This is a genomic window from Streptomyces sp. NPDC012474 (genome assembly GCF_042955185.1).
GTDB classification, from domain to species: domain Bacteria; phylum Actinomycetota; class Actinomycetes; order Streptomycetales; family Streptomycetaceae; genus Streptomyces; species Streptomyces cahuitamycinicus.
Genome location: NZ_JBIBEP010000005.1, coordinates 166,844 through 192,488 on the forward strand (window position 1 = coordinate 166,844; position 25,645 = coordinate 192,488).

Annotated in this window: 21 protein-coding genes; 8 read left to right on the forward strand and 13 right to left on the reverse strand. The window is 70.5% G+C overall.

The annotated features are described in order from the left end of the window. The first annotated feature begins 61 nt into the window (after positions 1 to 61). The 5 genes from tkt to pgl are packed head-to-tail and all read left to right on the forward strand — an operon-like array spanning position 62 to position 6,744. The gene (gene tkt, locus ACFY9S_RS13720; protein ID WP_391127037.1) at positions 62 to 2,149 is read left to right on the forward strand and encodes a transketolase; all 2,088 of its coding nucleotides are present in this window, start codon (positions 62 to 64) and stop codon (positions 2,147 to 2,149) included. 34 nt (positions 2,150 to 2,183) lie between these two features. After that, complete coding sequence (gene tal, locus ACFY9S_RS13725) at positions 2,184 to 3,302, forward strand: transaldolase (RefSeq protein ID WP_391127040.1); 1,119 nt, start codon at positions 2,184 to 2,186, stop codon at positions 3,300 to 3,302. Positions 3,303 to 3,306: 4 nt separating this feature from the next. Beyond that, positions 3,307 to 4,830: a glucose-6-phosphate dehydrogenase gene (zwf, locus tag ACFY9S_RS13730; RefSeq protein ID WP_391127043.1), complete on the forward strand. Its 1,524-nt coding sequence runs from the start codon at positions 3,307 to 3,309 to the stop codon at positions 4,828 to 4,830. Further along, a complete protein-coding gene (gene opcA / locus ACFY9S_RS13735) occupies positions 4,827 to 5,945 on the forward strand; it encodes a glucose-6-phosphate dehydrogenase assembly protein OpcA (RefSeq protein WP_391127045.1) in 1,119 nt (372 codons plus the stop codon). The genes zwf and opcA overlap by 4 nt, the downstream gene beginning before the upstream one ends. Before the next feature lie 13 nt (positions 5,946 to 5,958). Next, entirely contained in the window at positions 5,959 to 6,744 is a 786-nt protein-coding gene (pgl, locus tag ACFY9S_RS13740) for a 6-phosphogluconolactonase (protein WP_391127048.1), read from the forward strand. A gap of 51 nt (positions 6,745 to 6,795) precedes the next feature. On the opposite strand, the gene ACFY9S_RS13745 is transcribed toward pgl, so the two are convergent. The 5 genes from ACFY9S_RS13745 to ACFY9S_RS13765 form a co-directional block, all read right to left on the reverse strand. After that, a complete protein-coding gene (locus ACFY9S_RS13745) occupies positions 6,796 to 7,635 on the reverse strand; it encodes an ABC transporter permease subunit (protein ID WP_391127050.1) in 840 nt (279 codons plus the stop codon). Next, complete coding sequence (locus ACFY9S_RS13750) at positions 7,632 to 8,993, reverse strand: ABC transporter permease subunit (protein WP_391127053.1); 1,362 nt, start codon at positions 8,991 to 8,993, stop codon at positions 7,632 to 7,634. Before ACFY9S_RS13750 ends, ACFY9S_RS13745 begins: the two co-directional genes overlap by 4 nt. Before the next feature lie 6 nt (positions 8,994 to 8,999). After that, entirely contained in the window at positions 9,000 to 10,325 is a 1,326-nt protein-coding gene (locus tag ACFY9S_RS13755; RefSeq protein ID WP_391127056.1) for an extracellular solute-binding protein, read from the reverse strand. Between the two features lie 37 nt (positions 10,326 to 10,362). After that, positions 10,363 to 12,021, reverse strand: a complete 1,659-nt coding sequence (locus tag ACFY9S_RS13760) for an alpha-amylase family glycosyl hydrolase (protein WP_391127059.1) — start codon at positions 12,019 to 12,021, stop codon at positions 10,363 to 10,365. 153 nt (positions 12,022 to 12,174) lie between these two features. After that, complete coding sequence (locus ACFY9S_RS13765) at positions 12,175 to 13,446, reverse strand: extracellular solute-binding protein (RefSeq protein WP_391127061.1); 1,272 nt, start codon at positions 13,444 to 13,446, stop codon at positions 12,175 to 12,177. A 122-nt stretch (positions 13,447 to 13,568) separates the two neighbouring features. On the opposite strand from ACFY9S_RS13765, the gene ACFY9S_RS13770 reads away from it, so the two are divergent. From ACFY9S_RS13770 to ACFY9S_RS13780, 3 genes are all read left to right on the forward strand, one after another. Next, positions 13,569 to 14,084, forward strand: a complete 516-nt coding sequence (locus tag ACFY9S_RS13770; RefSeq protein ID WP_102907475.1) for a PadR family transcriptional regulator — start codon at positions 13,569 to 13,571, stop codon at positions 14,082 to 14,084. Continuing rightward, positions 14,081 to 14,839, forward strand: coding sequence for an ATP-binding cassette domain-containing protein (locus ACFY9S_RS13775; RefSeq protein ID WP_391127065.1), 759 nt, complete (start codon positions 14,081 to 14,083; stop codon positions 14,837 to 14,839). The genes ACFY9S_RS13770 and ACFY9S_RS13775 overlap by 4 nt, the downstream gene beginning before the upstream one ends. Before the next feature lie 78 nt (positions 14,840 to 14,917). After that, on the forward strand, positions 14,918 to 17,200 hold the full coding sequence (locus ACFY9S_RS13780) for an FtsX-like permease family protein (RefSeq protein WP_391127067.1): 2,283 nt from the start codon (positions 14,918 to 14,920) through the stop codon (positions 17,198 to 17,200). Positions 17,201 to 17,212: 12 nt separating this feature from the next. On the opposite strand, the gene ACFY9S_RS13785 is transcribed toward ACFY9S_RS13780, so the two are convergent. The 8 genes from ACFY9S_RS13785 to gap form a co-directional block, all read right to left on the reverse strand. Next, on the reverse strand, positions 17,213 to 18,169 hold the full coding sequence (locus tag ACFY9S_RS13785) for a DUF3824 domain-containing protein (protein WP_391127070.1): 957 nt from the start codon (positions 18,167 to 18,169) through the stop codon (positions 17,213 to 17,215). A gap of 93 nt (positions 18,170 to 18,262) precedes the next feature. Further along, positions 18,263 to 19,915: a glucose-6-phosphate isomerase gene (gene pgi / locus ACFY9S_RS13790; protein ID WP_391127073.1), complete on the reverse strand. Its 1,653-nt coding sequence runs from the start codon at positions 19,913 to 19,915 to the stop codon at positions 18,263 to 18,265. Between the two features lie 69 nt (positions 19,916 to 19,984). Further along, positions 19,985 to 21,253: an MFS transporter gene (locus ACFY9S_RS13795; RefSeq protein WP_391127077.1), complete on the reverse strand. Its 1,269-nt coding sequence runs from the start codon at positions 21,251 to 21,253 to the stop codon at positions 19,985 to 19,987. 172 nt (positions 21,254 to 21,425) lie between these two features. Further along, positions 21,426 to 21,761 carry an RNA polymerase-binding protein RbpA gene (locus ACFY9S_RS13800; protein WP_003957010.1) on the reverse strand — a complete coding sequence of 112 codons (336 nt, stop codon included), beginning with the start codon at positions 21,759 to 21,761 and terminating at the stop codon, positions 21,426 to 21,428. Positions 21,762 to 21,969: 208 nt separating this feature from the next. Further along, positions 21,970 to 22,200: a preprotein translocase subunit SecG gene (secG, locus tag ACFY9S_RS13805; RefSeq protein ID WP_102907469.1), complete on the reverse strand. Its 231-nt coding sequence runs from the start codon at positions 22,198 to 22,200 to the stop codon at positions 21,970 to 21,972. Positions 22,201 to 22,417: 217 nt separating this feature from the next. Next, entirely contained in the window at positions 22,418 to 23,194 is a 777-nt protein-coding gene (gene tpiA / locus ACFY9S_RS13810) for a triose-phosphate isomerase (protein ID WP_102907468.1), read from the reverse strand. A 6-nt stretch (positions 23,195 to 23,200) separates the two neighbouring features. Next, complete coding sequence (locus ACFY9S_RS13815) at positions 23,201 to 24,412, reverse strand: phosphoglycerate kinase (RefSeq protein ID WP_391127081.1); 1,212 nt, start codon at positions 24,410 to 24,412, stop codon at positions 23,201 to 23,203. Between the two features lie 142 nt (positions 24,413 to 24,554). After that, positions 24,555 to 25,562, reverse strand: coding sequence for a type I glyceraldehyde-3-phosphate dehydrogenase (gene gap, locus ACFY9S_RS13820; protein ID WP_102907466.1), 1,008 nt, complete (start codon positions 25,560 to 25,562; stop codon positions 24,555 to 24,557). Positions 25,563 to 25,645: the final 83 nt, after the last annotated feature.

A 25,645-nucleotide genomic window follows, 5' to 3' on the forward strand; every position in this document is an offset into this window, starting at 1 on the left:
GCGGCCGGTGGGCGCCCCGATACACCGGCATCCGACATGTGGAGAGGAGCCCTGACCCAGGGTGAGCACCAAGCCGACCACCACAGACCTCGAGTGGACCGAGTTGGACCAGCGGTCCGTCGACACCGCGCGTGTCCTGGCCGCCGATGCCGTACAGAAGGTCGGTAACGGCCATCCGGGTACGGCGATGAGCCTGGCGCCTGCCGCCTACACCCTCTTCCAGAAGGTGATGCGGCACGACCCGGCGGACGCCGACTGGGTCGGGCGGGACCGCTTCGTGCTGTCCGCCGGCCACTCGTCCCTGACCCTCTACACCCAGCTGTACCTGGCCGGCTTCGGCCTGGAGCTGGACGATCTGAAGTCCTTCCGCACCTGGGGTTCGAAGACCCCCGGGCACCCGGAGTACGGGCACACGACCGGTGTGGAGACGACGACCGGCCCGCTCGGGCAGGGTGTCGCCAACGCGGTGGGCATGGCGATGGCCGCCCGCTACGAGCGCGGCCTGTTCGACCCGGAGGCCGCCGAGGGCGAGTCGCCGTTCGACCACTTCGTCTACTGCATCGCCGGTGACGGCTGCCTGCAGGAGGGCATCTCCGCCGAGGCGTCCTCGCTGGCCGGCCACCAGAAGCTGGGCAACCTGATCCTGCTGTGGGACGACAACCACATCTCGATCGAGGGCGACACCGAGACGGCCGTCTCCGAGGACACCGCCAAGCGCTACGAGGCCTACGGCTGGCACGTGCAGCGGGTGGAGCCGCAGGAGAACGGCGACCTGGACCCGGCCGCGATCTTCGAGGCGGTCCAGAAGGCCAAGGCCGTCACGGACCGGCCGTCGTTCATCGCGATGCGCTCGATCATCGCCTGGCCGGCCCCGAACGCGCAGAACACCGAGGCCGCGCACGGCTCGGCGCTGGGCGACGACGAGGTCGCGGCGACCAAGCGGGTGCTGGGCTTCGACCCGGAGCAGTCCTTCGAGGTCTCCGACGAGGTCATCACGCACACCCGCAAGGCGCTGGAGCGGGGCCAGGCGGCCCGCGCGGTGTGGGAGAAGGCGTACCAGCAGTGGCGGGACAACAACCCCGAGCGAGCGGCCGAGTACGACCGCGTCGCCAAGGGTGAGCTGCCCACCGGCTGGGAGGAGAAGATCCCGGTCTTCGAAGCCGGCAAGGGCGTGGCCACGCGTGCCGCCTCCGGCAAGATCCTCCAGGCGCTCGGCGGGGTCATCCCCGAGCTGTGGGGCGGCTCGGCCGACCTGGCGGGCTCGAACAACACCACGATCGACAAGACCAGCTCCTTCCTCCCGGCGGACAACCCGCTGCCGGAGGCGGACCCGTACGGCCGCACGATCCACTTCGGTATCCGCGAGCACGCGATGGCCGCCGAGATGAACGGCATCGCGCTGCACGGCAACACCCGGATCTACGCCGGCACCTTCCTGGTCTTCTCCGACTACATGCGCAACGCGGTGCGGCTGTCGGCGCTGATGCACCTGCCGGTGACGTACGTGTGGACGCACGACTCCATCGGCCTCGGCGAGGACGGCCCGACCCACCAGCCCGTCGAGCACCTGGCGTCGCTGCGTGCCATCCCGGGCCTGAACGTCGTGCGCCCGGCGGACGCGAACGAGACGGCCATCGCCTGGCGCGAGATCCTGGGGCGCTGGACGAAGGAGTTCGGCAAGGGCCAGCCGCACGGTCTGGCGCTGACCCGTCAGGGCGTGCCGACGTACGAGCCCAACGAGGACGCCGCCAAGGGCGGTTACGTCCTGTTCGACGCCGAGGGCGGCGACGCCGAGGTCATCCTGATCGCCACCGGCTCGGAGGTGCACGTCGCCGTCGAGGCGCGTGAGCAGCTCCAGGGCGCCGGCGTGCCCACCCGTGTGGTGTCCATGCCGTCGGTGGAGTGGTTCGAGCAGCAGGACCAGGGGTACCGGGACAGCGTCCTGCCGCCGTCCGTCCGGGCTCGTGTCGCGGTGGAGGCCGGTATCGGCCTCACGTGGCACAAGTACGTGGGGGACGCCGGCCGCATCGTTTCCCTGGAGCACTTCGGTGCTTCGGCCGACGGCAAGGTCCTCTTCCGCGAGTTCGGCTTCACTCCCGAGAACGTGGCCGCCGCCGCGCGGGAATCGATCGCCGCAGCTCAGCGCTGACGCTCATATACGACACGTAGGAGATGGAATTTCCATGACAGACGCACTCAAGCGCCTCTCCGAGGAAGGCGTGGCGATCTGGCTGGACGACCTGTCGCGCAAGCGGATCACGTCCGGCAACCTCGCCGAGCTGATCGACCAGCAGCACGTCGTGGGCGTCACCACCAACCCGTCGATCTTCCAGAAGGCGATCTCACAGGGCGACGGCTACGACACGCAGCTGACCGACCTCGCCGCCCGGCGGGTCACCGTCGAAGAAGCCATCCGCATGATCACGACGGCGGACGTCCGTGACGCCGCCGACATCCTGCGCCCGGTCTTCGACGCCACCGGCGGCAAGGACGGCCGGGTCTCGATCGAGGTCGACCCGCGCCTGGCGCACAACACGCGGGCGACGGTCGCCGAGGCCAAGCAGCTCGCCTGGCTGGTGGACCGGCCCAACACGCTCATCAAGATCCCGGCGACCGAGGCGGGCATCCCGGCCATCGCCGAGACCATCGGCCTGGGCATCAGCGTCAACGTCACGCTGATCTTCTCGCTGGAGCGCTACCGCCTGGTCATGGACGCGTTCCTGGAGGGCCTGGAGAAGGCCAAGGAGCGCGGCCTGGACCTGTCGCAGATCCACTCCGTGGCGTCGTTCTTCGTCTCCCGCGTGGACACCGAGATCGACAAGCGGATCGACGCGCTGGGCACCGACGAGGCCAAGGCCGCGCGCGGCAAGGCCGGTGTCGCCAACGCCCGTCTGGCCTACCAGGCGTACGAGGAGGTCTTCTCCTCGGACCGCTGGAGCGCCCTGGAGAAGGCGGGCGCCAACAAGCAGCGTCCGCTGTGGGCGTCCACCGGCGTCAAGGACAAGGCGTACAAGCCCACCCTGTACGTCGACGAACTGGTGGCTCCCAACACGGTGAACACCATGCCCGAGGCGACCCTGTTCGCCACGGAGGAGCAGGGCGAGATCCGCGGCAACGCCGTCTCCGGCACGTACGAGCAGGCCCGCGCCGACCTCGACGCGGTCGAGAAGCTCGGGATCAAGTACGACGACGTGGTCCGGCTGCTGGAGGAGGAGGGCGTCGAGAAGTTCGAGGCGTCCTGGACCGACCTGCTGAAGTCGACCGAGGCCGAGCTCAAGCGCCTCGCCCCCTCGGAGGGCTGAACAGGTGTCGAGCAGCAACCCGCTGCGTGACCCCGCGGACCGACGGCTCCCGCGTATCGCGGGGCCGTCGGGCCTGGTCATCTTCGGCGTCACGGGCGACCTGTCCCGTAAGAAGCTCATGCCCGCCGTGTACGACCTCGCCAACCGCGGTCTGCTGCCGCCGGGCTTCTCGCTGGTGGGCTTCGCCCGCCGCGAGTGGGCGCACGAGGACTTCGCACAGGAGGTCCACGACGCGGTCAAGGAGCACGCCCGCACGCCCTTCCGCGAGGAGGTCTGGCAGCAGCTCATCCAGGGCATGCGCTTCGTGCAGGGCACCTTCGACGACGACGACGCGTTCGAGCGGCTGCGTTCCACGATCGAGGAGCTGGACAAGGCGCAGGGCACGGGCGGCAACTTCGCCTTCTACCTGTCCGTGCCGCCCTCGTCCTTCCCGGTGGTCATCCAGCAGCTGAAGAAGCACCAGCTGGCCGACCAGACGGGCGGCTCCTGGCGGCGCGCTGTGATCGAGAAGCCGTTCGGCCACAACCTCGCCTCGGCCGAGGAGCTCAACAAGGTCGTCCACGAGGTCTTCGCCCCGGACCAGGTCTTCCGCATCGACCACTACCTGGGCAAGGAGACCGTCCAGAACATCCTGGCGCTGCGCTTCGCCAACACGATGTTCGAACCGATCTGGAACCGGTCCTTCGTGGACCACGTGCAGATCACCATGGCCGAGGACATCGGCATCGGCGGCCGGGCCGGCTACTACGACGGCATCGGCGCCGCCCGTGACGTCATCCAGAACCACCTGCTCCAGCTCATGGCCCTGACGGCCATGGAGGAGCCGGCCTCCTTCGACGCGGACGCGCTGGCCGCCGAGAAGACCAAGGTCCTCGGTGCCGTGAAGCTGCCGAAGGACATGGGCCGGGAGACCGTGCGCGGTCAGTACTCCGCGGGCTGGCAGGGCGGCGCGAAGGTGATCGGCTATCTCGACGAGGACGGCATCAACGACTCGTCGAAGACCGACACCTACGCCGCGATCAAGCTGCAGATCGACAACCGCCGCTGGGCGGGCGTCCCCTTCTACCTGCGCACCGGCAAGCGGCTGGGCCGCCGGGTGACGGAGATCGCCGTCGTCTTCCAGCGGGCCCCGCACTCCCCCTTCGACTCGACGGCCACCGAGGAGCTCGGTTCCAACGCGATCGTCATCCGCGTCCAGCCGGACGAGGGCGTCACGGTCCGCTTCGGCTCCAAGGTGCCGGGCACATCGATGGAGATCCGGGACGTGTCGATGGACTTCGCGTACGGCGAGTCCTTCACGGAGTCGAGCCCGGAGGCGTACGAGCGTCTGATCCTGGACGTTCTGCTCGGTGACTCGAACCTCTTCCCGCGTACCGAGGAGGTCGAGCTGTCCTGGAAGATCCTCGACCCGATCGAGGAGTACTGGGACAAGAACGGCAAGCCCGCCCAGTACCAGGCCGGTACGTGGGGGCCCGTCGAGGCGGACGAAATGCTCGAGCGAGACGGACGGAGCTGGCGCCGGCCATGAAGATAGACCTCACGGACACCACCGCCAGCAAGGTCAACAAGGCGCTGGTACAGGGCCGCCGGGCGATCGGCACCCCGGCGGTCGGCATGGTGCTCACGCTGGTCATCGTGACGGACGAGGAGAACGCCTACGACGCGCTGAAGGCCGCGAGCGACGCCGCGCACGAGCATCCCTCACGCACGCTCGTGGTCATCAGGCGCGTCTCCCGCTCGCCCCGCGACCGCACGCAGTCCCGTCTCGACGCGGAGGTCCGGGTCGGCGCGGACGCCGGCTCCGGCGAGACGGTCGTGCTCCGGCTGTACGGCGAGGTCGCCGACCACGCCCAGTCGGTGGTGCTGCCGCTGCTCCTGCCGGACGCCCCGGTGGTGGTGTGGTGGCCGGTGAACGCGCCGCTCGACCCGGCGAAGGACCCCCTGGGTGCCCTCGCGCAGCGCCGCGTCACCGACACGTACGCCTCCGAGCAGCCGGTACGGGACCTGGCCACCCGGTCCCGGGCCTACACGCCCGGTGACACGGACCTGTCCTGGACGCGCATCACCCCTTGGCGTTCCATGCTGGCGGCGGCCCTCGACCAGGTCACCTGCGAGGTGCGGGCCGTCGAGGTGGAGGGCGAGGAGTTCAACCCGAGCTGCGAGCTGCTGGCGATGTGGCTCGCCGACCGGCTGGACGTCCCCGTCAAGCGCTCGCTGTCCGGCGGCCCCGGTCTGACGGCGGTGCGGATGGACACCAACTGCGGCCCGATCAAGCTGGACCGTGCCGACGGCTCCCTGGCGACGCTCTCCATCGAGGGCCAACCGGACCGGGCCGTGGCGCTCAAGCGCCGGGAAACCGCCGAGCTGATGGCGGAGGAGCTGCGGCGGCTGGACCCGGACGACACGTACGCGTCGGCGCTGCGGTACGGGGTGGACCGGCTGAAGTCCTCGTCGTCGGGGCAGTCGATCCCGTCTGCCCCGTCGGTACCGTCGGTGCCCAAAAGTGAAGGGCGAGCAGGACTCGCCCTCCCCGCTCCCGTTGAAGCGGCTGCGAAAGCACCCGCTGCGGAAGCGACGGCGCAGGCACCGGTGAAGGCGGAACCGCCCAAGCTGGAGCCGGTACGGAAGGCGACCACGAAGTGAGGGCGACGACGAAGTGAGTACGGCACCACAGCTGGTCGTGCACCACGACAAGGAGCTGATGGCGCAGGCCGCGGCGGCCCGGCTGATCACCAAGATCGTGGACGCGCAGGCCTCCCGGGGCTCGGCGTCCGTGGTCCTGACGGGCGGCCGCAACGGCAACGGCCTGCTGGCCGCCCTCGCCGCGGCGCCCGCCCGGGACGCGATCGACTGGAGCCGACTGGACCTCTGGTGGGGCGACGAGCGGTTCCTGCCCGAGGGCGACCCGGAGCGCAATGTCACCCAGGCGAGGGAGGCTCTGCTCGACTCGGTGCCGGTCGATCCGAAGCGGGTGCACGCGATGCCCGCGTCGGACGGGCCGCACGGCACCGACGTGGACGCGGCGGCTGCCGTGTACGCGGAGGAACTGGCGCGGGCGGCCGGCCCGGAGAACCACGGCCCCGTGCCCACGTTCGACGTGCTGATGCTGGGCGTCGGGCCGGACACGCATGTCGCGTCACTGTTCCCCGAGTTGCCGGCGGTCAGGGAGACCGACCGCACGGTGGTCGGCGTCCACGGTGCGCCGAAGCCGCCGCCGACCCGGGTGACGCTGACGTTGCCTGCGATCCGAGCGGCGCGTGAGGTGTGGCTGCTGGCGGCCGGGGAGGACAAGGCGCAGGCCGCGGCGATCGCCCTCTCGGGGGCGGGCGAGATCCAGGCCCCGGCGGCCGGGGCGTACGGCCGCAGCAGGACGCTGTGGCTGCTGGACGGGCCGGCGGCTTCGCAGCTGCCCCGCTCCTTGTACCCGCCGGCGTCTCCCTGAACGCCTTCGGGCCCCCACTTCGTAGCGAAGTGGGGGCCCGACTTGCATGCGCTACTTCACCGATCCCGCCATCACGCCCTGCACGAAGTGCCTCTGGAACGCGAAGAACACGACGACGGGGACGACCAGGGACACGAACGCCCCGGGCGCCAGGACGTCGATGTTGCTGCCGAACTGCCTTATCTGCGACTGGAGTTGCACGGTCAACGGCTGTGAGGAGCTGTCCGCGAACAGCAGCGCCACCAGCATGTCGTTCCACACCCACAGGAACTGGAAGATGGCCAGGGAGGCGATCGCGGGCCGTCCCACGGGCAGGACGAGCCGCGTGAAGATGCGCCACTCGCTGCCCCCGTCCATGCGGGCCGCCTCCAGCATCTCCTTCGGCATTTCCGCGAAGTAGTTCCGCAGCAGGAACACCGCGAAGGGAAGGCCGTACGCCACGTGGAAGAGCACGACACCGGGGATGGTGCCGAACAGGCCCAGCTGCCCGAAGAGTTTGGCGACCGGCAGCAGACCGATCTGCACCGGCACCACCAGCAGCGCGACCACGACCAGGAAGACCGCCTCCCGCCCGGGGAAGTCCAGCCACGCGAAGGCATAGCCCGCGAGCGCCGCGAGCACCACGACCAGCACCGTCGTCGGCACCGATATCAGCACCGTGTTCCAGAACGCCTGCGTGATCCCGGCGTTCCCGAGCAGCGACGAGTAGTTGTCGAAGGACAGCTGCCCGGGGCTGGAGAACACCGTCCACCAGCCGCCCTTCGCCGTGTCCTCGGCGGACCGCAGCGAGGACAGGAACAGCCCGGCCAGCGGCGTCATCCACACCAGGCCGACCACCACGAGGAAGGCCTGGACGACGCCGTTGCCCAACCCGCGCCGAACCGCGTTCATCGTTGACTCCTTCGGAAACGGCGGACGTTGAACACCATGGCCGGGACGACCAGCAGCAGGAGCAGCACGCCGAGCGCACTGCCGAGCCCCTGGTTGTTGCCGCCGCCGAACGACACCAGCCACATCTGCGTCGCGAGTACGGTCGCGTCCTCCTGCACGGGCCCGGGCGCGATGATGTAGACGAGGTCGAAGACCTTCATCACGTTGATGACGAGGGTGATGAAGACGACCGACAGGACGGGTGCCAGCAGGGGCACCGTGATCCGGCGGAAGATCTGCCACTCGTTGGCGCCGTCCATCCGCGCCGCCTCCAGGGCGTCCCTGGGCAGCGTCGACAGTCCCGCGCCGATCAGCACCATGGCGAAGCCGGTCCAGATCCACAGGTAGGCGCCGATGATCGCCGGGGTGACCAGCGCCGGACCGAGCCAGGAGACACCCTCGTAGGGCGGGGCGAAGTTGGAGGACGGGAGTTTCACCTCGTAGGAGCCGGGTTCGAGCCCCTCGAAGCGGAAGGAGCCGTCGGCGGCGGTGGTCGCCGAGGCGACCTGCTCGCCGTCGCGGACCGCCTCGACCTTCATGTCGGGCAGTCCGCTCTCCCGCCGGTCGACCTTGCCCTGCTCCCCTCCCCCGCCGGGCGTGAAGTCCAGGTAGACGACCCCGCGCAGTTCGTCGGCGGCGGCCTTCCGCCCCGCCGCCGTGTACGCCGGCTCGGCCCCGCCCGGCAGGTCGCCGGGCTGCACGCCGACCAGGCCCAGCGCCACCGCGTCCCCGGGGGACACGCGGGCACTCGTGCGGTACGAGCCGTCCTTGTCCTTCGTCAGGCCCTGCCCGTCACGCCCGCGGGCCGTCGGGTACGAGGACTGCTCCTCGAAGGCGTCGTGGACGGAGACCACCGCGGCGTTGAGCACGCCCTTGTCGGGGTCCTCGTCGTAGGCGAGCCGGAAGATGATGCCGGCGGCGAGGAAGGAGACCGCCATCGGCATGAAGAGCAGCAGCTTGAAGGCGGTCGCCCAGCGGACCTTCTCCACCAGCACGGCGAGGATCAGCCCGAGTCCGGTGAGCAGGGCCGGGGCGATGACGACCCAGATGGCCGTGTTGCGGACGGCCTTGAGGGTCGCCGGGTCGCGGAACATCTCGGCGTAGTTGCCGCCGCCGACGAAGCTCGTCCCGGAGGCGTCGAAGAAGCTGCGGCCGATGCTGAACAGCACGGGGTAGACGACGAGCGCGCCGAGCAGCAGCAGCGCGGGCAGCACGAACAGCAGGGCGATGATCTTCCCGCGCCGGCGCAGTCGCCGGGTGCGGTCGGCGACCGGGCCGGGCGGTGGGGAGCTCGTCTCTTGGACGAGGGTCGCTGTCATGGCGTATCAGTCCTGGTAGGCCTTGGCCGCCGCCGCCTCCAGCTTCGCCGCGGTGCCCTTCGGGTCCGACGGGTCGCGCAGGAAGTCCTGGAGCAGCTTCCACTCGCCGGTGCCCTTCGTGCCACCGAACGCGGCCGGGGCCTGGTCGGACATGTCGAAGCGGACCGAATCCCCGGCGTCGACGAGGGACTTGGCGGTGGCGCGGGTGACGTCGTCGCCGTAGGAGGCGAGGTCGAGCTTCTTGTTCGGGGAGAGGAAACCGCCCGCCTCGGCCCAGACGGCGGAGGCCTCGGGGGTCGCGAGGTACTCCAGGAGTGCCTGGGCGGCCTTCTGGTTCTTGCCGTCCTTGAGGACGACGGCGGCGTCTCCGCCGCTGACGACCGGTGCCTCGCCGCCGCCGACGGCCGGGAACGGGAAGAAGTTCGCGTCCTCGCCGACCTTCTTGCCGAACTGGTCCTTGGCGACACCGGCCACGAAGTCGCCCTCGTAGACCATGCCGGCCTCGGGTTCCGGCCCGAAGACCTTCTCGACCGAACCGGGGAAGTCGGTGTTCAGGGCGCCCTTCTGGCCGCCGGCGATGAGCTGCTTGTCCTTGAAGAGCTTGCCGAGGGTGGTGAGGGCGTCGACGACGGACGCGTCGGTCCACTTCAGCTTGTGTGCGGCGAGGGCGTCGTACTTCTCGGGTCCGGCCTGGGAGAGGTAGACGTTCTCGAACCAGTCGGTGAGCGTCCAGCCGTCCTGTCCGGCGACGGAGAAGGCGGCGAGGCCGGAGTCGGACACGGTCTGCCCGGCCTTCAGCATCTCGTCGTAGGTCTTCGGGGTCTTGACGCCGGCCTGGGCGAGGGCGTCGGGGCTGTACCAGACGGTCGACTTGTGGGCGGCCTTGAAGTACAGGCCGTAGAGGGTGCCGTCGACGCTGCCGTACTCCTTCCACACGGGTGCGTAGCCCGCGTCGACGGACTGCTCGGTCTTCTCCGACAGCGGCTTGAGCCAGCCCTTCTGCGCGAACTGCTTGAGTACGCCGACCTGCGGGACCATCACGACGTCGGGGGCGTTGCCGCCCTCGATCTTGCTGCCGACGACGGTGGAGACGTTGTCGCCGGTGGACGTGAACTGCGTCTTGGCGCCGGTCTTCTCGGTGAAGGCGTCCAGCACCTTCTGGAAGTTCTTCTGCTCGGTGCCGGACCAGACACCGGCCACGGTGATGGTCTGGCCGTCGAGCGCCTTGTCGCCGCCTCCGGCCGCGACGGGGCCGCCGCCGCAGGCGGTCGCGCCGAGCGCCAGGACGAGGGTGGTGCAGCCGGTGAGCAGGGTGGTACGTCGTCGCATCATCGTTGATGTCCCTTCGGGGAGTTGACTTGCGGGGAGTTCAGGAACGGATCCACCAGGCGGCCGTCGAGCCGGAGAGCACTCCGGGCGGGCAGGGGCCGCTGGCGAGCAGAGGGGAGCCGGGGACCGGCGCGGGGGCGGGGGCGGTACCGAAGTTGACGGCGCAGACGAGGTCGTCGCCGCGTTCGAAGGCCAGGACGCCGGGCGGGGCGTCCAGCCAGCGCAGCGTGCCCTCACCCAACTGCGGGAGGGCGGCGCGTAGTTGGAGGCCGTCGCGGTACAGGTGCCAGAAGGAGCGGGTGTCGGCGAGGGCCCGGTCGGTGGCGTATTCGGCGAAGTACTCCGGTTGCGGGAGCCACGGCTTGGCGCTCTCGACGCCCGGGGTGAAGCCGAACGGCGAGGCCTGGCCCGACCAGGGCAGGGGGACCCGGCAGCCGTCGCGGATGCGGGCCCGGCTGCCGGTGCGGCGGAAGATCGGGTCGGTGAGCACGTCGTCGGGCAGGTCCACGACCTCGGGCAGGCCGAGCTCCTCGCCCTGGTAGATGTACGCGGCGCCGGGCAGGGCCAGCATCAGGAGCGCGGCGGCACGGGCGCGGGCGGCGCCGAGGCCGCTGCCCTCGGTGGCGGGTTCGCCGTAGCGGGTGACCGTGCGGACCTGGTCGTGGTTGTTGAGGACCCAGGTGACGGTCGAGCCGGTGCCGGCGATGTCGTCCATGGCCTCCGAGATGACCTTCTGGAAGGCGTCGGCGTCCCAGGAGGCGCTGAGCAGGTCGAAGAAGAAGGCCTGGTGCAGCTCGTCGGGGCGGACGTACTGCGCGTGCTCGCGGGCGGTGGGGACGGACACCTCGCCGACGAGGAGGCGTTCGCAGCCGTCGCGCTCGGTGTACTCCTCGCATATGGAGCGCCAGCGCCGCCACACGTCGTGCACCTCGGGCTGGTTCCAGGCGAGCGGGTTGACCGAGTCGCGGGTACGGGCGTCGGCCTCGGGGTCGTCCGAGTCGGGCAGCTCCGGGTGCTTGTAGAGGCCGGCGGCGACGTCGATGCGGAAGCCGTCGATGCCCCGGTCCAGCCAGAAGCGCAGGACCCGGTCGAACTCGGCGCCGATCTCGGGGTTGCGCCAGTTCCAGTCGGGCTGCTCGGGCGCGAACATGTGCAGGTACCACTGGCCGGGCGTCCCGTCCGGCTCGGTCACCCGGCTCCAGGCGGGGCCGCCGAACATGGAGTGCCAGTTGTTGGGCGGCTCGGACCCGTCGGGACCCCGGCCGTCGGCGAAGTGGAAGCGGGCCCGGGCCGGGCTGCCGGGTCCGGCGGCGAGCGCCTCGCGGAACCAGGGGTGCTCGCTGGAGCAGTGGTTCGGGACGATGTCGAGCAGCACCTTGACGCCGAGCCGCCGCGCTGCCCCCACCAGCTGGTCGAACTCGCCGAGGTCGCCGAAGAGCGGGTCGACGTCGCAGTAGTCGGCCACGTCGTAGCCGTGGTCGTGCTGCGGCGAGGGATAGAAGGGGCTCAGCCAGATCCCGTCGACGCCGAGCTTCTTGAGGTACGGCAGTCCGGCCCGGACGCCGGCGAGGTCGCCGATGCCGTCGCCGGTGCTGTCGAGGAAGCTGCGGACGTAGACCTGATAGATCACTGCGTCACGCCACCAGTGGTGCCTGTTCAACCCATCGACCTGTCTCTGAGAAGGGCAGCGGTTATGCATGCATGTTAAGTAGCCGTGTCGAGAGGGTGTCAATGAAAAGGCAGAAGCAACTGACTGATTGAGGCGCGGAACCAGGACTTATCGGGCACCATGAGGCAAGATGAGATCCCCGCGTTACCTAACAAGTAACTAGAGGGGTCCCCGAGAGTGGAGCTAGCGGTGCGAGATGACCGCGAGCTCTCGCGCCAGCCGCCGCACCGCCGCCGCGGGCGTCCGGTGCCCGGCCATCGCGTCGTGCACGACCGCCTGCACGACGAGACTGACCTGGTCGTACCGCGGGCTCTTGGGGCGCGGCTCGGCCGCGAGCACACTCGTCCGCAGAGTCGGCAGGTACGGGAACCTGCGGATGAGAGCCGGATCCTGGTAGAGATCCGCCCGTACGGGCGGCAGCGCGCCACGGGTGAGGACCTGGCGCTGGACGCGCTCACTGGTGAGGTACGCGATCAGGCGGGCCGCCGAGTCGGGGTGCCGCGCGTGGGCGCTGACGGCCAGGTTGGAGCCGCCCAGGACGCTGGTTCCCGGCCCGTCGGGTCCGGGCAGGGGCACGGCGCCGATCTTCCCGGCGACCTTCGAACCGGGGGCGGAGGCACCGACGTAGGCGTAGGGCCAGTTCCGCAGGAAGAGCAGCCGGCCGTCCTGGAAGGCCTGTTTGGACTCCTCTTCCTTGTACGTCAGCGCTTCCCGGGGGATCCACCCCTCGCGCACCCCACGTGCCAGGAACCCGATGCCCTCGCGGGCCGCCGCCGAGTCGACGGTGACGCGCTCGCCCTCGTCGCCGAGGATCGACCCGCCCGCCGAGTAGACGGCCTCGGCCGCGTTGACGGTGAGGCCCTCGTACGGCAGGAACTGTCCGGCGTAGCCGTCGAGGCCGTGCTTCGGGGCGATGGTCTTCGCGTACCGCTCCAGCTCCGCCCAGGTGCGCGGTGGCTCGACGCCCTCCTTCGCTAGGACGTCCTTGCGGTACAGGAGCAGGCCGGCGTTGGTGACGTACGGGACGGCGTAGAGCTGCCCGTCGTAGGTCGCCGTGTCCACGACCGGCTGGAGGAAGGTCTTCAGCGGGAAGCGGTCCCGGGGCAGGGGCCTGATCCAGCCCGCCGCGGCGAACTCCGGGGTCCAGTTGACGTCGATGTTGAGCACGTCGAACCGGCTGCGGTCGCCGTCGCGCAGGTCGGTGACCATCTGGGCCTGGGTCTCGTCGGCCGAGTCCGGCAGCTCGACGAGGGTGACCTTCTCGCCGGGGTGGGTGCGATTCCAGCCCTCCAGCAGGGGGCCGAGGTAGCCGGTGAGGTCCCCGGCGGTGGCCAGGGTGAGGGGGCCGCGACCGCTCTCAGGGGGCTCGCCCGCCTGCGCTCCGGCGGCAACGTAGCCTGTCAGGACCACGACCAGAACGAGAAGGCCCCTACCCGCGGCATGGATCCACCGCATAGGTTCCTCCCTGTACACCGGCGCTGGGCACCCTTGCCCGGAATCAGAGGCCATGTATACCTGTTAGGTATGGGCGATACTAGGGCCTGGAGCACATTGGACCGGACAGGAGGACTGCACGCGTGCGCCTGCCCCTCCTGGCCCTCCTCGCCCGCGGGCCCGCCCACGGCTACGAGCTCAAGCAGGACCTTGAGCAACTGCTGGGCTCCGCGTACCCTCAGCCGAATGTCGGCCAGATCTATGTGACCCTCGGCCGCCTCGAGAAGTCGGGACTGATCGAGGGCGAGGACGTGGCGCAGTCCAGCCGGCCCAACAAAAAGGTCTACCACCTCACCGACGCCGGGCGGGAGGCGCTGCGCGCCTGGTTCGAGGAGCCCGAGGACGAGCCGCGGGTGCGGGACGAGTTCTTCATGAAGCTGGCGCTCGCTCCGCAGACCGGTCTCGCCGAGCAGATCACCCTGATCAACCAGCAGCGGCGCCAGTACCTGAACACCATGCGGCAGCTGTCGAAGCTGGCCGCCGCAGAAGACCGCGACAACCGCATCGCCCAGCTGCTGATCGAGGGCGCGATGCTGCACCTGCAGGCCGACCTCGACTGGCTGGAACGGTGCCAGGAAGAGCTGGAGGAGCTGGAGTGAGCGACGACCGTCCGGCTCCTGTGCTGCGCGCCGAGGGCCTGGTCAAGACCCACCACGGCGAGGGCGCCCCAGCGCATGCCGTGCGCGGGGTCGACCTGTGCGTGCGGCAGGGCGAGTTCGTGGCGATCACCGGCCCGTCCGGCGCCGGCAAGTCGACGCTGCTGCATCTGCTCGGCGGGCTCCAGCGGCCGGACGCGGGCAGCATCTGGCTCGACGGCGAGCCCACCGACACCTACGGCGAGGCCCGCTGGGCGGTGGAGCGCCGCAAGCGGATCGGGATCGTCTTCCAGTTCTTCAACCTCGTCTCGAACCTGTCCGTCGCCGACAACGTGGAACTGCCCGCCCTGCTCGCGGGCACCTCGCCGAAGCGGGCGCGCGCCGAGCGTGAGGCGCTCCTGGCCGAGCTGGGCCTGACGGGCAAGGAGCGCAGCATGCCGGGCGAGCTGTCCGGTGGTGAGCAGCAGCGCGTCGCCCTGGCCCGGGCCCTGGTCAACCATCCGCCGCTGCTGCTGGCCGACGAGCCGGCGGGCAGCCTCGACAGCAAGGGCACCCGCGAGGTGATGCGGCTGCTGTCCCGCTTCCACCAGCGCGGCCAGACGATCGTGCTGGTCACCCATGACGCCCGGCTGGCGAGTGCCGCGGACCGGGTGATCAGCTTCTTCGACGGCCGGATCGCCGACGACGCGGAACTCGACGGCGGCGCGACCCCGCCGCGCCGCGCCGGGATTTCCGGAGTGCTGGAGCTCAAGGACTGACATGCGCGACGTCCACGACGACTGTGCGGCCCTGCGCGTCCACGACCGCGCGGCCCGCGGGCCGAGGGGCTGAGGCCCGTGCGAGCCACCCTGCGCTGGGCCCACTCCGATTTGCGCACGCACCGCGGCGAGGCGCTGTTCCTCGTCCTCGCCACGACGGGCATCGTCGCCTCCCTGCTGCTGGCCACGGCCCTGTTCGGCTACGCGACCAACCCCTGGCAGCGCGTCTTCACGCAGTCGCACGGCGCTCATGTGTGGCTGCACACCGACAAGGCGGCCGACACCGGGAAGCTGACCGGGCTGGACGGCGTGGACACCGTCGCCGGCCCCTATCCCACCGCCGCCGTCACCGTCTCCGCGCGCGGCAGCCGCGCCTCCGTGGAACTGCGCGGGACACCGGAGCGGCCCTCGGTCGGCCACCCGCCGATCGTCTCAGGCCACTGGCTGGACCCCTCGGCCCCGAACGGCGTGGTGCTGGAGAGCCGTCTCGCGCGGGCCCTGCTGGCCGAGCCCGGCGACACCCTCACCGTGCCCGGCACCGCCCGCGAGCTGACCGTCGTGGGCGTCGCCGACAGCGCCGAGCCGCGCTACCGGCCCGGTGAGCAGCCAGGCCTGGTCTGGGCACTGCCATCGGCCGTTCCCGACCCCGGCGGCCAGGTGATCGGGCTACGGCTGACGGACCCGGGCGACACCTCCTACATCGTCCAGCGCGCCGTGACGGTGCTGGGCTCCGGGGCGATCGGCGAGGTCTCGACCTGGCAGCAGGCGCGTGCCGAGGCGCAGGGCGACAACCGGCTGCTCGGCCAGGTGCTGGGGCTGTTCGGGCTGGGAGCGCTGGTCGCGGCCGGGTTCGCGGTGCACGGGGCGATCGGCACGCGTATCCGCGGACACCTGCGCGACCTCTCCGTGCTGAAGGCCATCGGCTTCACTCCCGGCCAGGTCGTCCGGGTCTTCCTGCTCCAGCACCTCGCCTACGCCCTGCTCGGCGCCCTGGCCGCCGCCGGGCTCGCCGAGGCCCTGGGCAGCCGGATCCCCGGGCGGCTCGGGGACGCGGTCGGCGTGTGGCAGGGGCTGCCCGGCCACACCGTGGCGCTGATCGTGGTGCCGGTCGGCGCGGTGCTGTTCATCGGCGCGACCACCGGCCTCGCCGCCTGGCGGGCCGGACGCGTGCCTCCGGTACCGGTGCCTCGCCCCGCCACGACCTCGGGCGGACGGCTTTCCGGTGTGGCGCGCCGGGCCCTGGGCATGCGGATTCCGCCCGCGCTGGTGCTGGGCTGGCACACGGCGTTCACCCGCCGCCCCCGCTCCCTGGCCACGGTCGCCCGTCTCACGCTGCCGCTGCTGCTCATCGTCGTCGCGATGAGCGCCTGGACCACCATCGACCGATTCCACAGCGAGCCCGAGCAGGTCGGCCTGCCCGCCGCGCTCAGCGTCCGCGCCGACGCCGGGCGCAGCGAGCAGCAGATCCGCACCCTGCTGGAGCGCGACCCGGGGGTGGCCGCCGCCTACCCGGGCGTCGAGACGGCCGCCCTGGGGCCGAGCCAGACGGCGACCATCGCGCTGCGCGGCCTCGGCACCCACCGGGACCCCTACCCGCACACCCTCGCCGAGGGCCGCCCCGCCCGGGGCTCCGACGAGGCCGTGGCCGGACAGGGGCTGCTCGACCTGCTGGACGCGCGGGTCGGCGACTGGGTCCGGATGACCGTCGGCGACCAGCCGCTGATCCTGCACATCGTGGGCCGCAGCATCGAGCCGGAGAACGCCGGCCGGGTCATCTCCACGTCCCTCGACACCCTCCGTGAGAACAACCCGGGGCTCCGCCCGACCCTCTACGAACTCCGCCTTCACCCCGGCGCGGACCCGCGGGAGGTCGCCGACCGGCTCACCACGGCCGGAGGCGGCCACCTGGACGTGCATACGGTGGCCAACCCGGCGGACGGGCTGTCCCCCCTGCGCGCGGTCGTGGCCGGGCTGATCGCCGTGCTCGCCCTCATCGGGCTCATCGAGTTGCTGACCGCGATCGGCGGGACCGTCCGCGAGAGCGAACGGGACCTGCTGGCCCTGAAGGCCATCGGTCTGTCCCCCCGGCAGATCACGGCGATCACCGTCACGGCCACCGGCCTCACGGCCCTTGCGGCCGTCCTCGCCGCCACCGCCCTGGGCCTGCCCCTCGCCCACTGGCTGATCGATGCCCAGGGCCGCTCCAGCGGCATCGGCGCGGGCCTCGCCCAGGGCCCCTCCGCGATCCTCGTGGTGCCGCTCGGGGCGGCAGCGGTCCTCTGCGCCGCCGCGCTGGCAGCCGTCCCCGCGGCCCGGGCGGCCCGCCGGCGCCTCGCGGACACGCTGAGCGCGGTGGCCTGACCTCGACTCCGGTCAGCCGCTGTAAGGGGGCTGCGGGTTGTACGGCGGCTGCGGGTGCGGGGCGTACGGATGCTGCGGGTTGTACGGCGGCTGCGGGTGCGGGGCGTACGGATGCTGCCCGCCCGGCATGTGGGGCCGGCCGTGCGGGTTCGCCTGCGGCGGCAGGTACGGCGCTCCCGCCGGGGGCATGCCCGCGGGAATCGGCGGGACCGGCCCGGGCGCCGGTGCCTGCGTCGCCGGATGGGCCTTCAGCCGGATCCCGTACCGTCGCTTCAGCCGCCCCATCTCCAGCAGTGCGATGGCGGTGACCGTCACCGGCGCCCCCAGGATGAAGATGATCCCCAGGGTGAGGCTGAGCCCGTGCAGATCACCGGTGACGAGGTCCGGGACGGCCATCAGCCAGCTGGTCACCACGGCGAGCAGCGGTGGCAGACAGCGGTGCACTGCCGCCGTGCCGAAGAAGTTGCCGGAGACCCGCACCGCTCCGTAGGCCGTGAAGATGAGCAGCCACATCATCGTCAGGCCGACCCCGATGATCACGGCGGGGTTCGCCGTCCCGTTCACCGTCTGCACCAGCACCAGCACGGCGGCAACGCATCCGACGAACAGCAGGAGCAACAGGAGGGAGTTGACCAGGGGCACGCGCAGTTGCCGTACGGTGCCGCCGCGCCGCCAGACCCAGAGCATCGCGCCGACCGTCAGCGGGGTGAGGAAGAGCAGGACGACGGAGGCCGTCATCGCGTTCTCCAGCAGCTCCCTGAAGTCGAAGCCGCCCTCGATGAAGGTGAAGACCCCGAGGGACGCCACCGCCCCGGCGATGACGCGGAACCTCTTGAGCCGCTCCACCGACGGATCGAGCGGCTGCGGTATCCACGCGGGGTGGAACACCGCCCGCGCCACGTCCTGGGGTTTGAGCAGGGACCGGGCCGTCAGGGCGCCACCGGTCCAACTTCCGCGTGTGCGTGCCACTTCGCGCTCCCCCGAGCACTCGCCGTGATGATCGTCCGGGAGTCTACGGGAAGCGGACGGCGCGCTGCCGCCCGCCTTCCCGTCCGGCTCTCGTCACTGCCGGCCGCGCAGTTCCCGGTAGGTGGCGACCAGCGCCGTGGTGGACGCGTCCAGGCCCTCGACCTCGGCGCCCTCGGTCAGCGCGGGCTCGACGCGCTTGGCGAGCACCTTGCCGAGCTCGACGCCCCACTGGTCGAAGGAGTCGATGTTCCACACCGCGCCCTGCACGAACACCTTGTGCTCGTAGAGGGCGACCAGCTGGCCGAGGACCGACGGGGTCAGCTCGGGCGCGAGGATCGTGGTCGTCGGGTGGTTGCCCTGGAACGTCTTGTGCGGCACCAGTTCCTGCGGCACGCCCTCGGCCCGTACCTCCTCGGGCGTCTTGCCGAAGGCCAGCGCCTGCGTCTGGGCGAAGAAGTTGGCCATCAGCAGGTCGTGCTGCGCCTTCAGTTCGTCACCGAGCTCGGCGACCGGCCGGGCGAAGCCGATGAAGTCCGCCGGGATGAGCTTGGTGCCCTGGTGGATGAGCTGGTAGTAGGCGTGCTGCCCGTTGGTGCCCGGCGTGCCCCACACCACCGGCCCGGTCTGCCAGTCCACCGGGTTCCCGTCGCGGTCCACCGACTTGCCGTTGGACTCCATGTCGAGCTGCTGGAGGTAGGCGGTGAACTTGGACAGGTAGTGGCTGTAGGGCAGCACCGCGTGCGACTGGGCGTCGTGGAAGTTGCCGTACCAGATGCCCAGCAGGCCCAGCAGCAGCGGCACGTTGGACTCGGCGGGCGCGGTCCGGAAGTGCTCGTCGACGATCCGGAAGCCGTCGAGCATCTCCCGGAAGCGGTCCGGGCCGATGGCGATCATCAAGGCCAGGCCGATCGCGGAATCGTAGGAGTAGCGGCCGCCGACCCAGTCCCAGAACTCGAACATGTTCGCTGTGTCGATGCCGAACTCGGCGACCTTCTCGGCGTTCGTCGACAGTGCGACGAAGTGCCTGGCGACGGCGTCGTCGTCACCCAGCGCGGCCAGCAGCCAGGAGCGCGCCGACATCGCGTTGGTGACCGTCTCGATGGTGGTGAAGGTCTTGGAGGCGATGACGAACAGCGTCTCCGCCGGGTCCAGGTCCCGTACCGCCTCGTGCAGGTCGGCGCCGTCCACGTTCGACACGAAACGCACCGTCAGCGCCCGGTCGGTGAAGGCCCGCAGCGCCTCGTAGGCCATCGCCGGGCCGAGGTCGGAGCCGCCGATACCGACGTTGACGACGTTCCGGATCCGCTTGCCGGTGTGCCCGGTCCACTCGCCCGAACGCACCCGGTCCGCGAAGGCGGCCATCTTGTCGAGCACCGCGTGCACGCCGGGTACGACGTTCTCGCCGTCGACCTCGATCACGGCGTCGCGCGGGGCGCGCAGCGCGGTGTGCAGCACGGCCCGGTCCTCGGTGGTGTTGATCTTCTCGCCGCGGAACATGGCGTCCCGCAGCCCGAAGACATCGGTGGCGGCGGCCAGTTCACGCAGCAGCCGCAGGGTGTCGTCGGTGACGAGGTGCTTGGAGTAGTCGACGTACAGGTCTCCGACCCGGAGGGTGTACGCGGTGCCGCGGCCGGAGTCGGCGGCGAACAGCTCGCGCAGCCGGATGTCGCCCAGCTCCTCACGGTGCTTGGCCAGTGCCGTCCACTCGGGCGACTGGTTGAGCCTGGTACGGCCGTCTGCGTTCATCTCGGAGTTCAGCCTTCTTTCCTGTCCTGCCTGCGTAGCCTGCCCCGCTGCCGGTCCCAACCTAGTTGATCAGCGCGTGACATCGGCTGTCGTGGCGCCGTCCGCCGGCTCGGCACCAGATACGTTCACCTGGCGCACCGGTATCAGTGCGACGACGGCGAGGGCGAAGAAGGCGGCCGTGAGCAGGGGTGGGGTGTGCGGCCCCCGGGCGGCGGCGACGGCACCGCCCAGCAGGGCGCCGAGGGGCACTCCGGCGAAGGCCAGCGTCCGGAAGGCCGAGCTGACCCGGCCCAGGAGCCCGGCGGGGCTGCGCTCCTGCATGAGGGTCGCGGTGTTGACGTTCCACACCATGCCCAGGAGCCCGAAGACGGCCAGCGCGCCCACCAGCACGGCCAGGCTGCGTACGGTGCCCATGACGACGAGCAGCGCGGTCTGCACCGAGCCGGCGAGCAGCACCGACCGGAGCCGGCCGAGCCACGCCACCAGCCGGCCGTTCACCACTCCCCCGGCCAGGCTGCCCAGCGTGAAGGCGGTGCCGGCCGCCGCATAGCCCGCGGGGCCCGCCCGGAGCCAGTCGGTGACGAGGACGACCAGCAGGGCGATCAGGGTGCCCATGCCGATGTTGCACAGGGCCGTGGCGGCGCACAGGGCGCGCAGGGCGCGGTCGCGCCAGAGGGTACGCAGGCCCTCCGCGATCTCCCGGCGCAGTGTGCTGCCCGCCGGTCTGGGCTTCCGGCCGGACTCGGCGGCCGGCAGGGAGGCGATCAACGCGGCGGCCAGGAGGTAGGTCACGGCGTCGGCCGCGAACGGCACGGCCGCTCCGGATGCCAGCAGCAGCGGCACGACGGGCCCGCCGAGCAGACCGCCGGCGATGCGCTGGCCGGTCATCAGCCGGGCGTTGGCGCTGCCGAGCGCGCCTCGGTCGACCAAGGTGGGCAGCAGCGCCGTGGCAGCGTTGTCGAAGAGGGTCTGAAGGGTGGTGAGGGCGACGGCCAGCACGATGAGCAGACCGATCGAGGCGTGTCCGAGCGCGACGGCGACCGCGAAGGCGGCGACCAGCAGCCCCCGTAACGCGTCTGCCATCCACATGGCCCGCCGCTGGTCCACCCGGTCGGCGACGGCCCCGCCGAGCAGGCCGAAGACGATCCAGGGCAGATAGCCGCAGGCCGTGACGGAGGCGATGAGCAGCGGATCGTCGGTCAGGGTGACGGCCAGCAGGGGCAGTGCGGCTGTCCGCAGCGCATCGCCGAAGCTGGACAGCACAGCGGCACTCCACAGCCGTCCGAAGCCCCCGCGCCACGCGGGCGGAGCGCTGCTCCCCACCTCGACCGTCGCCACCGCTCCCCCTCATGGTTCGTCCGATGCACAAACCGTAGAGGGCACCACTGACATTGGTACTCGTAGCGGGTTCCGGTGGTCGTGGGTCTGCCACTGACTGACAACCGGCCGGCGGTGACGGCGGGGAAGCAGCTCCGGCCGGGCACCTGCTGGTGCCGGCCGGTCTCGACTTCTAGATCTCGCCCCGCAGTTTGGCGAGCGCCTCGGCGAGGATGGCCTCGCCGTCAGCGTCGCTGCGCCGCTCACGCACATACGCCAGGTGCGTCTTGTAGGGCTCGGTGCGCGGCGGGTCCGGGGGGTTGTCCCGGTCCTGGCCTGCCGGAAAGCCGCAGCGGGGACAGTCCCAGGTATCGGGCACCTGCGCGTCGCTGGCGAAGCTCGGCTGGGTCTCGTGTCCGTTGGAGCACCAGAAGGAGATGCGCAGCCGCGGCGCGGACTCGCCGCGCTCGGCCTCGCCCATCGGCCCCGCCCCGACCCGGCTTCCCCGGATCGCGTTGCCACTTGCCACGGTCGTAACTCCCTGCGTGATGGTGCCGCGAAGCGAGTCGGCGTTCCGCTTCGCTGCGAGCGCCTCAGTCTACGTAAGGCCCAACGCGCGTCCAGTGATTGGAGTTACAACCCTCACACCTAGACGCAAGCCCCATGATAGGCCGCGCTCAGCTGCGCGTACCGAACATGGGGCCTTACGTACGGGTTCCGTGCGGATTGCGGCTCGGTCAGTTGTTCACCTTCATCAGGATGCCGAGCACGATGATGCACGCGAACCACAGCAGACCGATCACGACGGTGATCCGGTCGAGGTTCCGCTCGGCGACCGAGGAGCCGCCGACGGAGGACTGCATGCCACCGCCGAACATGTCGGAGAGGCCGCCGCCCTTCCCCTTGTGCATCAGCACCAGCAGCATCAGCAGCAGGCTGAAGACGATCAGGGCGATCGAGAACCCCAAAACCACGGCTGGACCAACTTCCTCGGATTCGGATGACGACGCGGGGCCCAGCACAGCGCTGGACCCCGCAAGGGTACGACGGATCGTCGCTACCGCATACTCGCTGTTTACCGGGTCGCCTGCGGGGCGCTCCGAGCCGGTGTCGAGAGGCCGACCGTGCTCAGCCCATCGGGCCTCCGCGCGCTCGTCCTCTCGACACCGGCCGCGCCCCTTCGGCTCACTGGTCGCGGAAGCGCACGATCTTGACGAACTCGTCCGCGTCCAGCGAGGCGCCGCCGACCAGGGCACCGTCGATGTCGGCCTGGGCCATGATCTCCGCGACGTTGCCCGCCTTGACCGAGCCGCCGTACTGGATGCGGATCTTGTCGGCCAGGTCCTGCGAGTACAGTTCGGCGATCTTGCCGCGGATCGCCGCGCAGACCTCCTGGGCGTCCTCGGCACCGCAGACCTTGCCGGTGCCGATGGCCCAGACGGGCTCGTAGGCGATCACGACGGTCTCGGCCTGCTCGGCGGGGAGGTCCTTCAGACCGCCCTCGACCTGGGCGAGGGTGTGGGAGACGTGGTTGCCCGCCTCGCGGACCTCCAGCTCCTCGCCCACGCACAGGATCGGGGTCAGACCGTGCTTGTAGGCGGCCTTGACCTTGGCGTTCACCAGCTCGTCGGTCTCGGCGTGGTACTGGCGGCGCTCGCTGTGGCCGATGGCGACGAACGTGCACTTCAGCTTGGCCAGCATGGGGCCGGAGATCTCGCCGGTGAAGGCACCGCTGTCGTGCGCCGAGATGTCCTGGGCGCCGTACTTGATCTTGAGCTTGTCGCCGTCGACCAGGGTCTGCACGGAGCGCAGATCGGTGAAGGGCGGCAGGACGGCGACCTCGACGGCCTCGTAGTCCTTGTCGGCCAGGGCGAAGGCGAGCTTCTGGACGTGGGCGATGGCCTCGAGGTGGTTGAGGTTCATCTTCCAGTTGCCCGCCATCAGCGGCGTACGCGTGCTCATATGGGGTCAGTCCTCCAGTGCGGCGAGGCCGGGGAGCGTCTTGCCCTCGAGGTATTCGAGGGAGGCGCCACCACCGGTCGAGATGTGGCCGAATGCGTTCTCGTCGAAGCCCAGGATGCGGACGGCGGCGGCTGAGTCGCCGCCACCGACCACCGTGAAGGCCTGGGAGTCGAGGAGAGCCTGGGCGACCGCCTTGGTGCCCTCGGCGAAATCGGGGTGCTCGAAGACGCCCATGGGGCCGTTCCAGAAGACGGTGGCGGCGTCGACGATCTTCGAGGCGTACAGCTTGCGGGACTCGGGGCCGATGTCCAGGCCCATCTGGCCGGCCGGCATGGCGTCGGCGGCGACCGTGGTGGGCTGGGCCGGCGCCTTGGTCTTGAGATCCGGGAACTCCGGCGCGACCACGACGTCCACGGGCAGGACCAGCTCGACGCCGTTCTTCTCGGCGCGCTCGACGTACTCCCGGACGACCGGGAGCTGGTCCTCCTGGACCAGGGAGGAGCCGATCTCGTGGCCCTTGGCCTTGAGGAAGGTGAAGACCATGCCGCCACCGATGAGCAGGCGGTCGGCCTTGCCGAGCAGCTGGTCGATGACCGCGAGCTTGTCGGACACCTTGGCGCCGCCCAGGACGACGGCGTAGGGCCGCTTGACGTCGTCGGTGAGCTTCTTCAGGACGCCGACCTCGGTGGCGATGAGGTGGCCGGCGTAGTGCGGCAGCCGGGCCGGGAGGTCGTACACGGACGCGTGCTTGCGGTGCACCGCACCGAAGCCGTCTCCGACGTAGACGTCCGCGAGGGCGGCGAGCCGGTCGGCGAAGGCGCCGCGCTCGGCGTCGTCCTTGCTGGTCTCACCGGCGTTGAAGCGCAGGTTCTCGACGACCGCGACCCGGCCGTCGGCCAGGCCGGCGACGGTGGTCCGGGCGGACTCGTCGACCGTGTCGGCCGCGAAGGCGACTTCCGCCCCGAGGAGTTCCCCGAGGCGCGCGGCGGCCGGGGCGAGGGAGAAGGCCGGGTCCGGGGTGCCCTTGGGGCGGCCCAGGTGGGAGGCGACGACGACCCGGGCGCCGGCGTCGGCGAGGGCCTTGACCGTGGGCAGCACGGCGCGGATGCGGCCGTCGTCGGTGATGCGTGTGCCGTCCAGCGGCACGTTCAGGTCGGCGCGGACGAAGACCCGCTTGCCCGCTACCCCTTCGGTGAGGAGTTCGTCGATCGTCTTCATGAGGGGACTCCTGAAAGAGCTCGTAAGCGCTCGAAAGTGCTCGTGATCGAACAGCTCTGATCTGTACGTGAGTCAGGGCTCGGGCGGCGCGTCCTCGCGCCGCCCGAGCCCTGCTCTCACATGGACGTGCCTGCTCGGTTGATCAGAGCTGGTTGCCGACGAAGACCGTAAGGTCCACGAGGCGGTTGGAGTAGCCCCACTCGTTGTCGTACCAGCCGATGACCTTCACACTCTTGCCCTCCTGGACCATGGTCAGGGAGGAGTCGAAGGTGCAGGACGCCGGGGCGTTCACGATGTCGGAGGAGACGATCGGGTCCTCGGTGTACTCGAGGATGCCCTTCAGCTCGCCCTCGGCCGCCTTCTGGAAGGCGGCGTTGACCTCTTCCTTGGTGACCTCGCGGCCGAGCTCCAGCACCAGGTCGGTGACCGAGCCGGTCGGGACCGGGACGCGCATGGCCATGCCGTCCAGCTTGCCCTTGAGCTGCGGCAGTACCAGCGCGGTGGCCTTGGCGGCACCCGTCGTGGTCGGAATGATGTTCTCGGCGGCGGCACGCGCGCGACGCAGGTCCTTGTGCGGGAAGTCCAGGATGCGCTGGTCGTTGGTGTACGCGTGCACCGTCGTCATCAGGCCCTTGACGATGCCGAAGTTCTCGTCGAGGACCTTCGCCATCGGCGCCACACAGTTGGTGGTGCAGGAGGCGTTGGAGATGACGTGGTGGTTCGCCGGGTCGTACTGGTCCTGGTTGACGCCCATCACGATGGTGACGTCCTCGTCCTTGGCCGGGGCCGAGATGAGGACCTTCTTCGCGCCACCGGTGATGTGCTTCTCGGCGTCGGCCTTCTTGGTGAAGATGCCCGTCGACTCGATGACGATGTCGACGCCCAGCTCGCCCCACGGGATGTCGGCGGGGTTGCGCTCGGCCAGGACCTTGATGGTCTTGCCGTCGACCGTGATCGTGTCGGCGGTGTGCGTGACCTCCTGCTTGAGGCGGCCCAGGATGGTGTCGTACTTCAGCAGGTGGGCGGTGGTCGCGGTGTCACCCAGGTCGTTGACAGCCACGATCTCGATGTCTGCACCCTGCTCCAGCAGCGCGCGGAAGTAGTTGCGACCGATACGACCGAAGCCGTTGATGCCTACGCGGATCGTCACGAACCGATCTCCTCGTTGGTACGCCGGCCACGAGGTGCCGGCGAGCTCTGTTTGGGATGTCCCCGACCGCCTACGACCCTACC

Bases quoted from the DNA above. Each gene is read 5' to 3' on its own strand.
- tal (WP_391127040.1), top strand. From the start codon at position 2,184: ATGACAGACGCACTCAAGCGCCTCTCCGAGGAAGGCGTGGCGATCTGG.
- opcA (WP_391127045.1), top strand. From the start codon at position 4,827: ATGAAGATAGACCTCACGGACACCACCGCCAGCAAGGTCAACAAGGCG.
- ACFY9S_RS13745 (WP_391127050.1), bottom strand. From the start codon at position 7,635: ATGAACGCGGTTCGGCGCGGGTTGGGCAACGGCGTCGTCCAGGCCTTC.
- ACFY9S_RS13750 (WP_391127053.1), bottom strand. From the start codon at position 8,993: ATGACAGCGACCCTCGTCCAAGAGACGAGCTCCCCACCGCCCGGCCCG.
- ACFY9S_RS13755 (WP_391127056.1), bottom strand. From the start codon at position 10,325: ATGATGCGACGACGTACCACCCTGCTCACCGGCTGCACCACCCTCGTC.
- ACFY9S_RS13760 (WP_391127059.1), bottom strand. From the start codon at position 12,021: ATGCATAACCGCTGCCCTTCTCAGAGACAGGTCGATGGGTTGAACAGG.
- ACFY9S_RS13765 (WP_391127061.1), bottom strand. From the start codon at position 13,446: ATGCGGTGGATCCATGCCGCGGGTAGGGGCCTTCTCGTTCTGGTCGTG.
- pgi (WP_391127073.1), bottom strand. From the start codon at position 19,915: ATGAACGCAGACGGCCGTACCAGGCTCAACCAGTCGCCCGAGTGGACG.
- tpiA (WP_102907468.1), bottom strand. From the start codon at position 23,194: ATGAGCACGCGTACGCCGCTGATGGCGGGCAACTGGAAGATGAACCTC.
- ACFY9S_RS13815 (WP_391127081.1), bottom strand. From the start codon at position 24,412: ATGAAGACGATCGACGAACTCCTCACCGAAGGGGTAGCGGGCAAGCGG.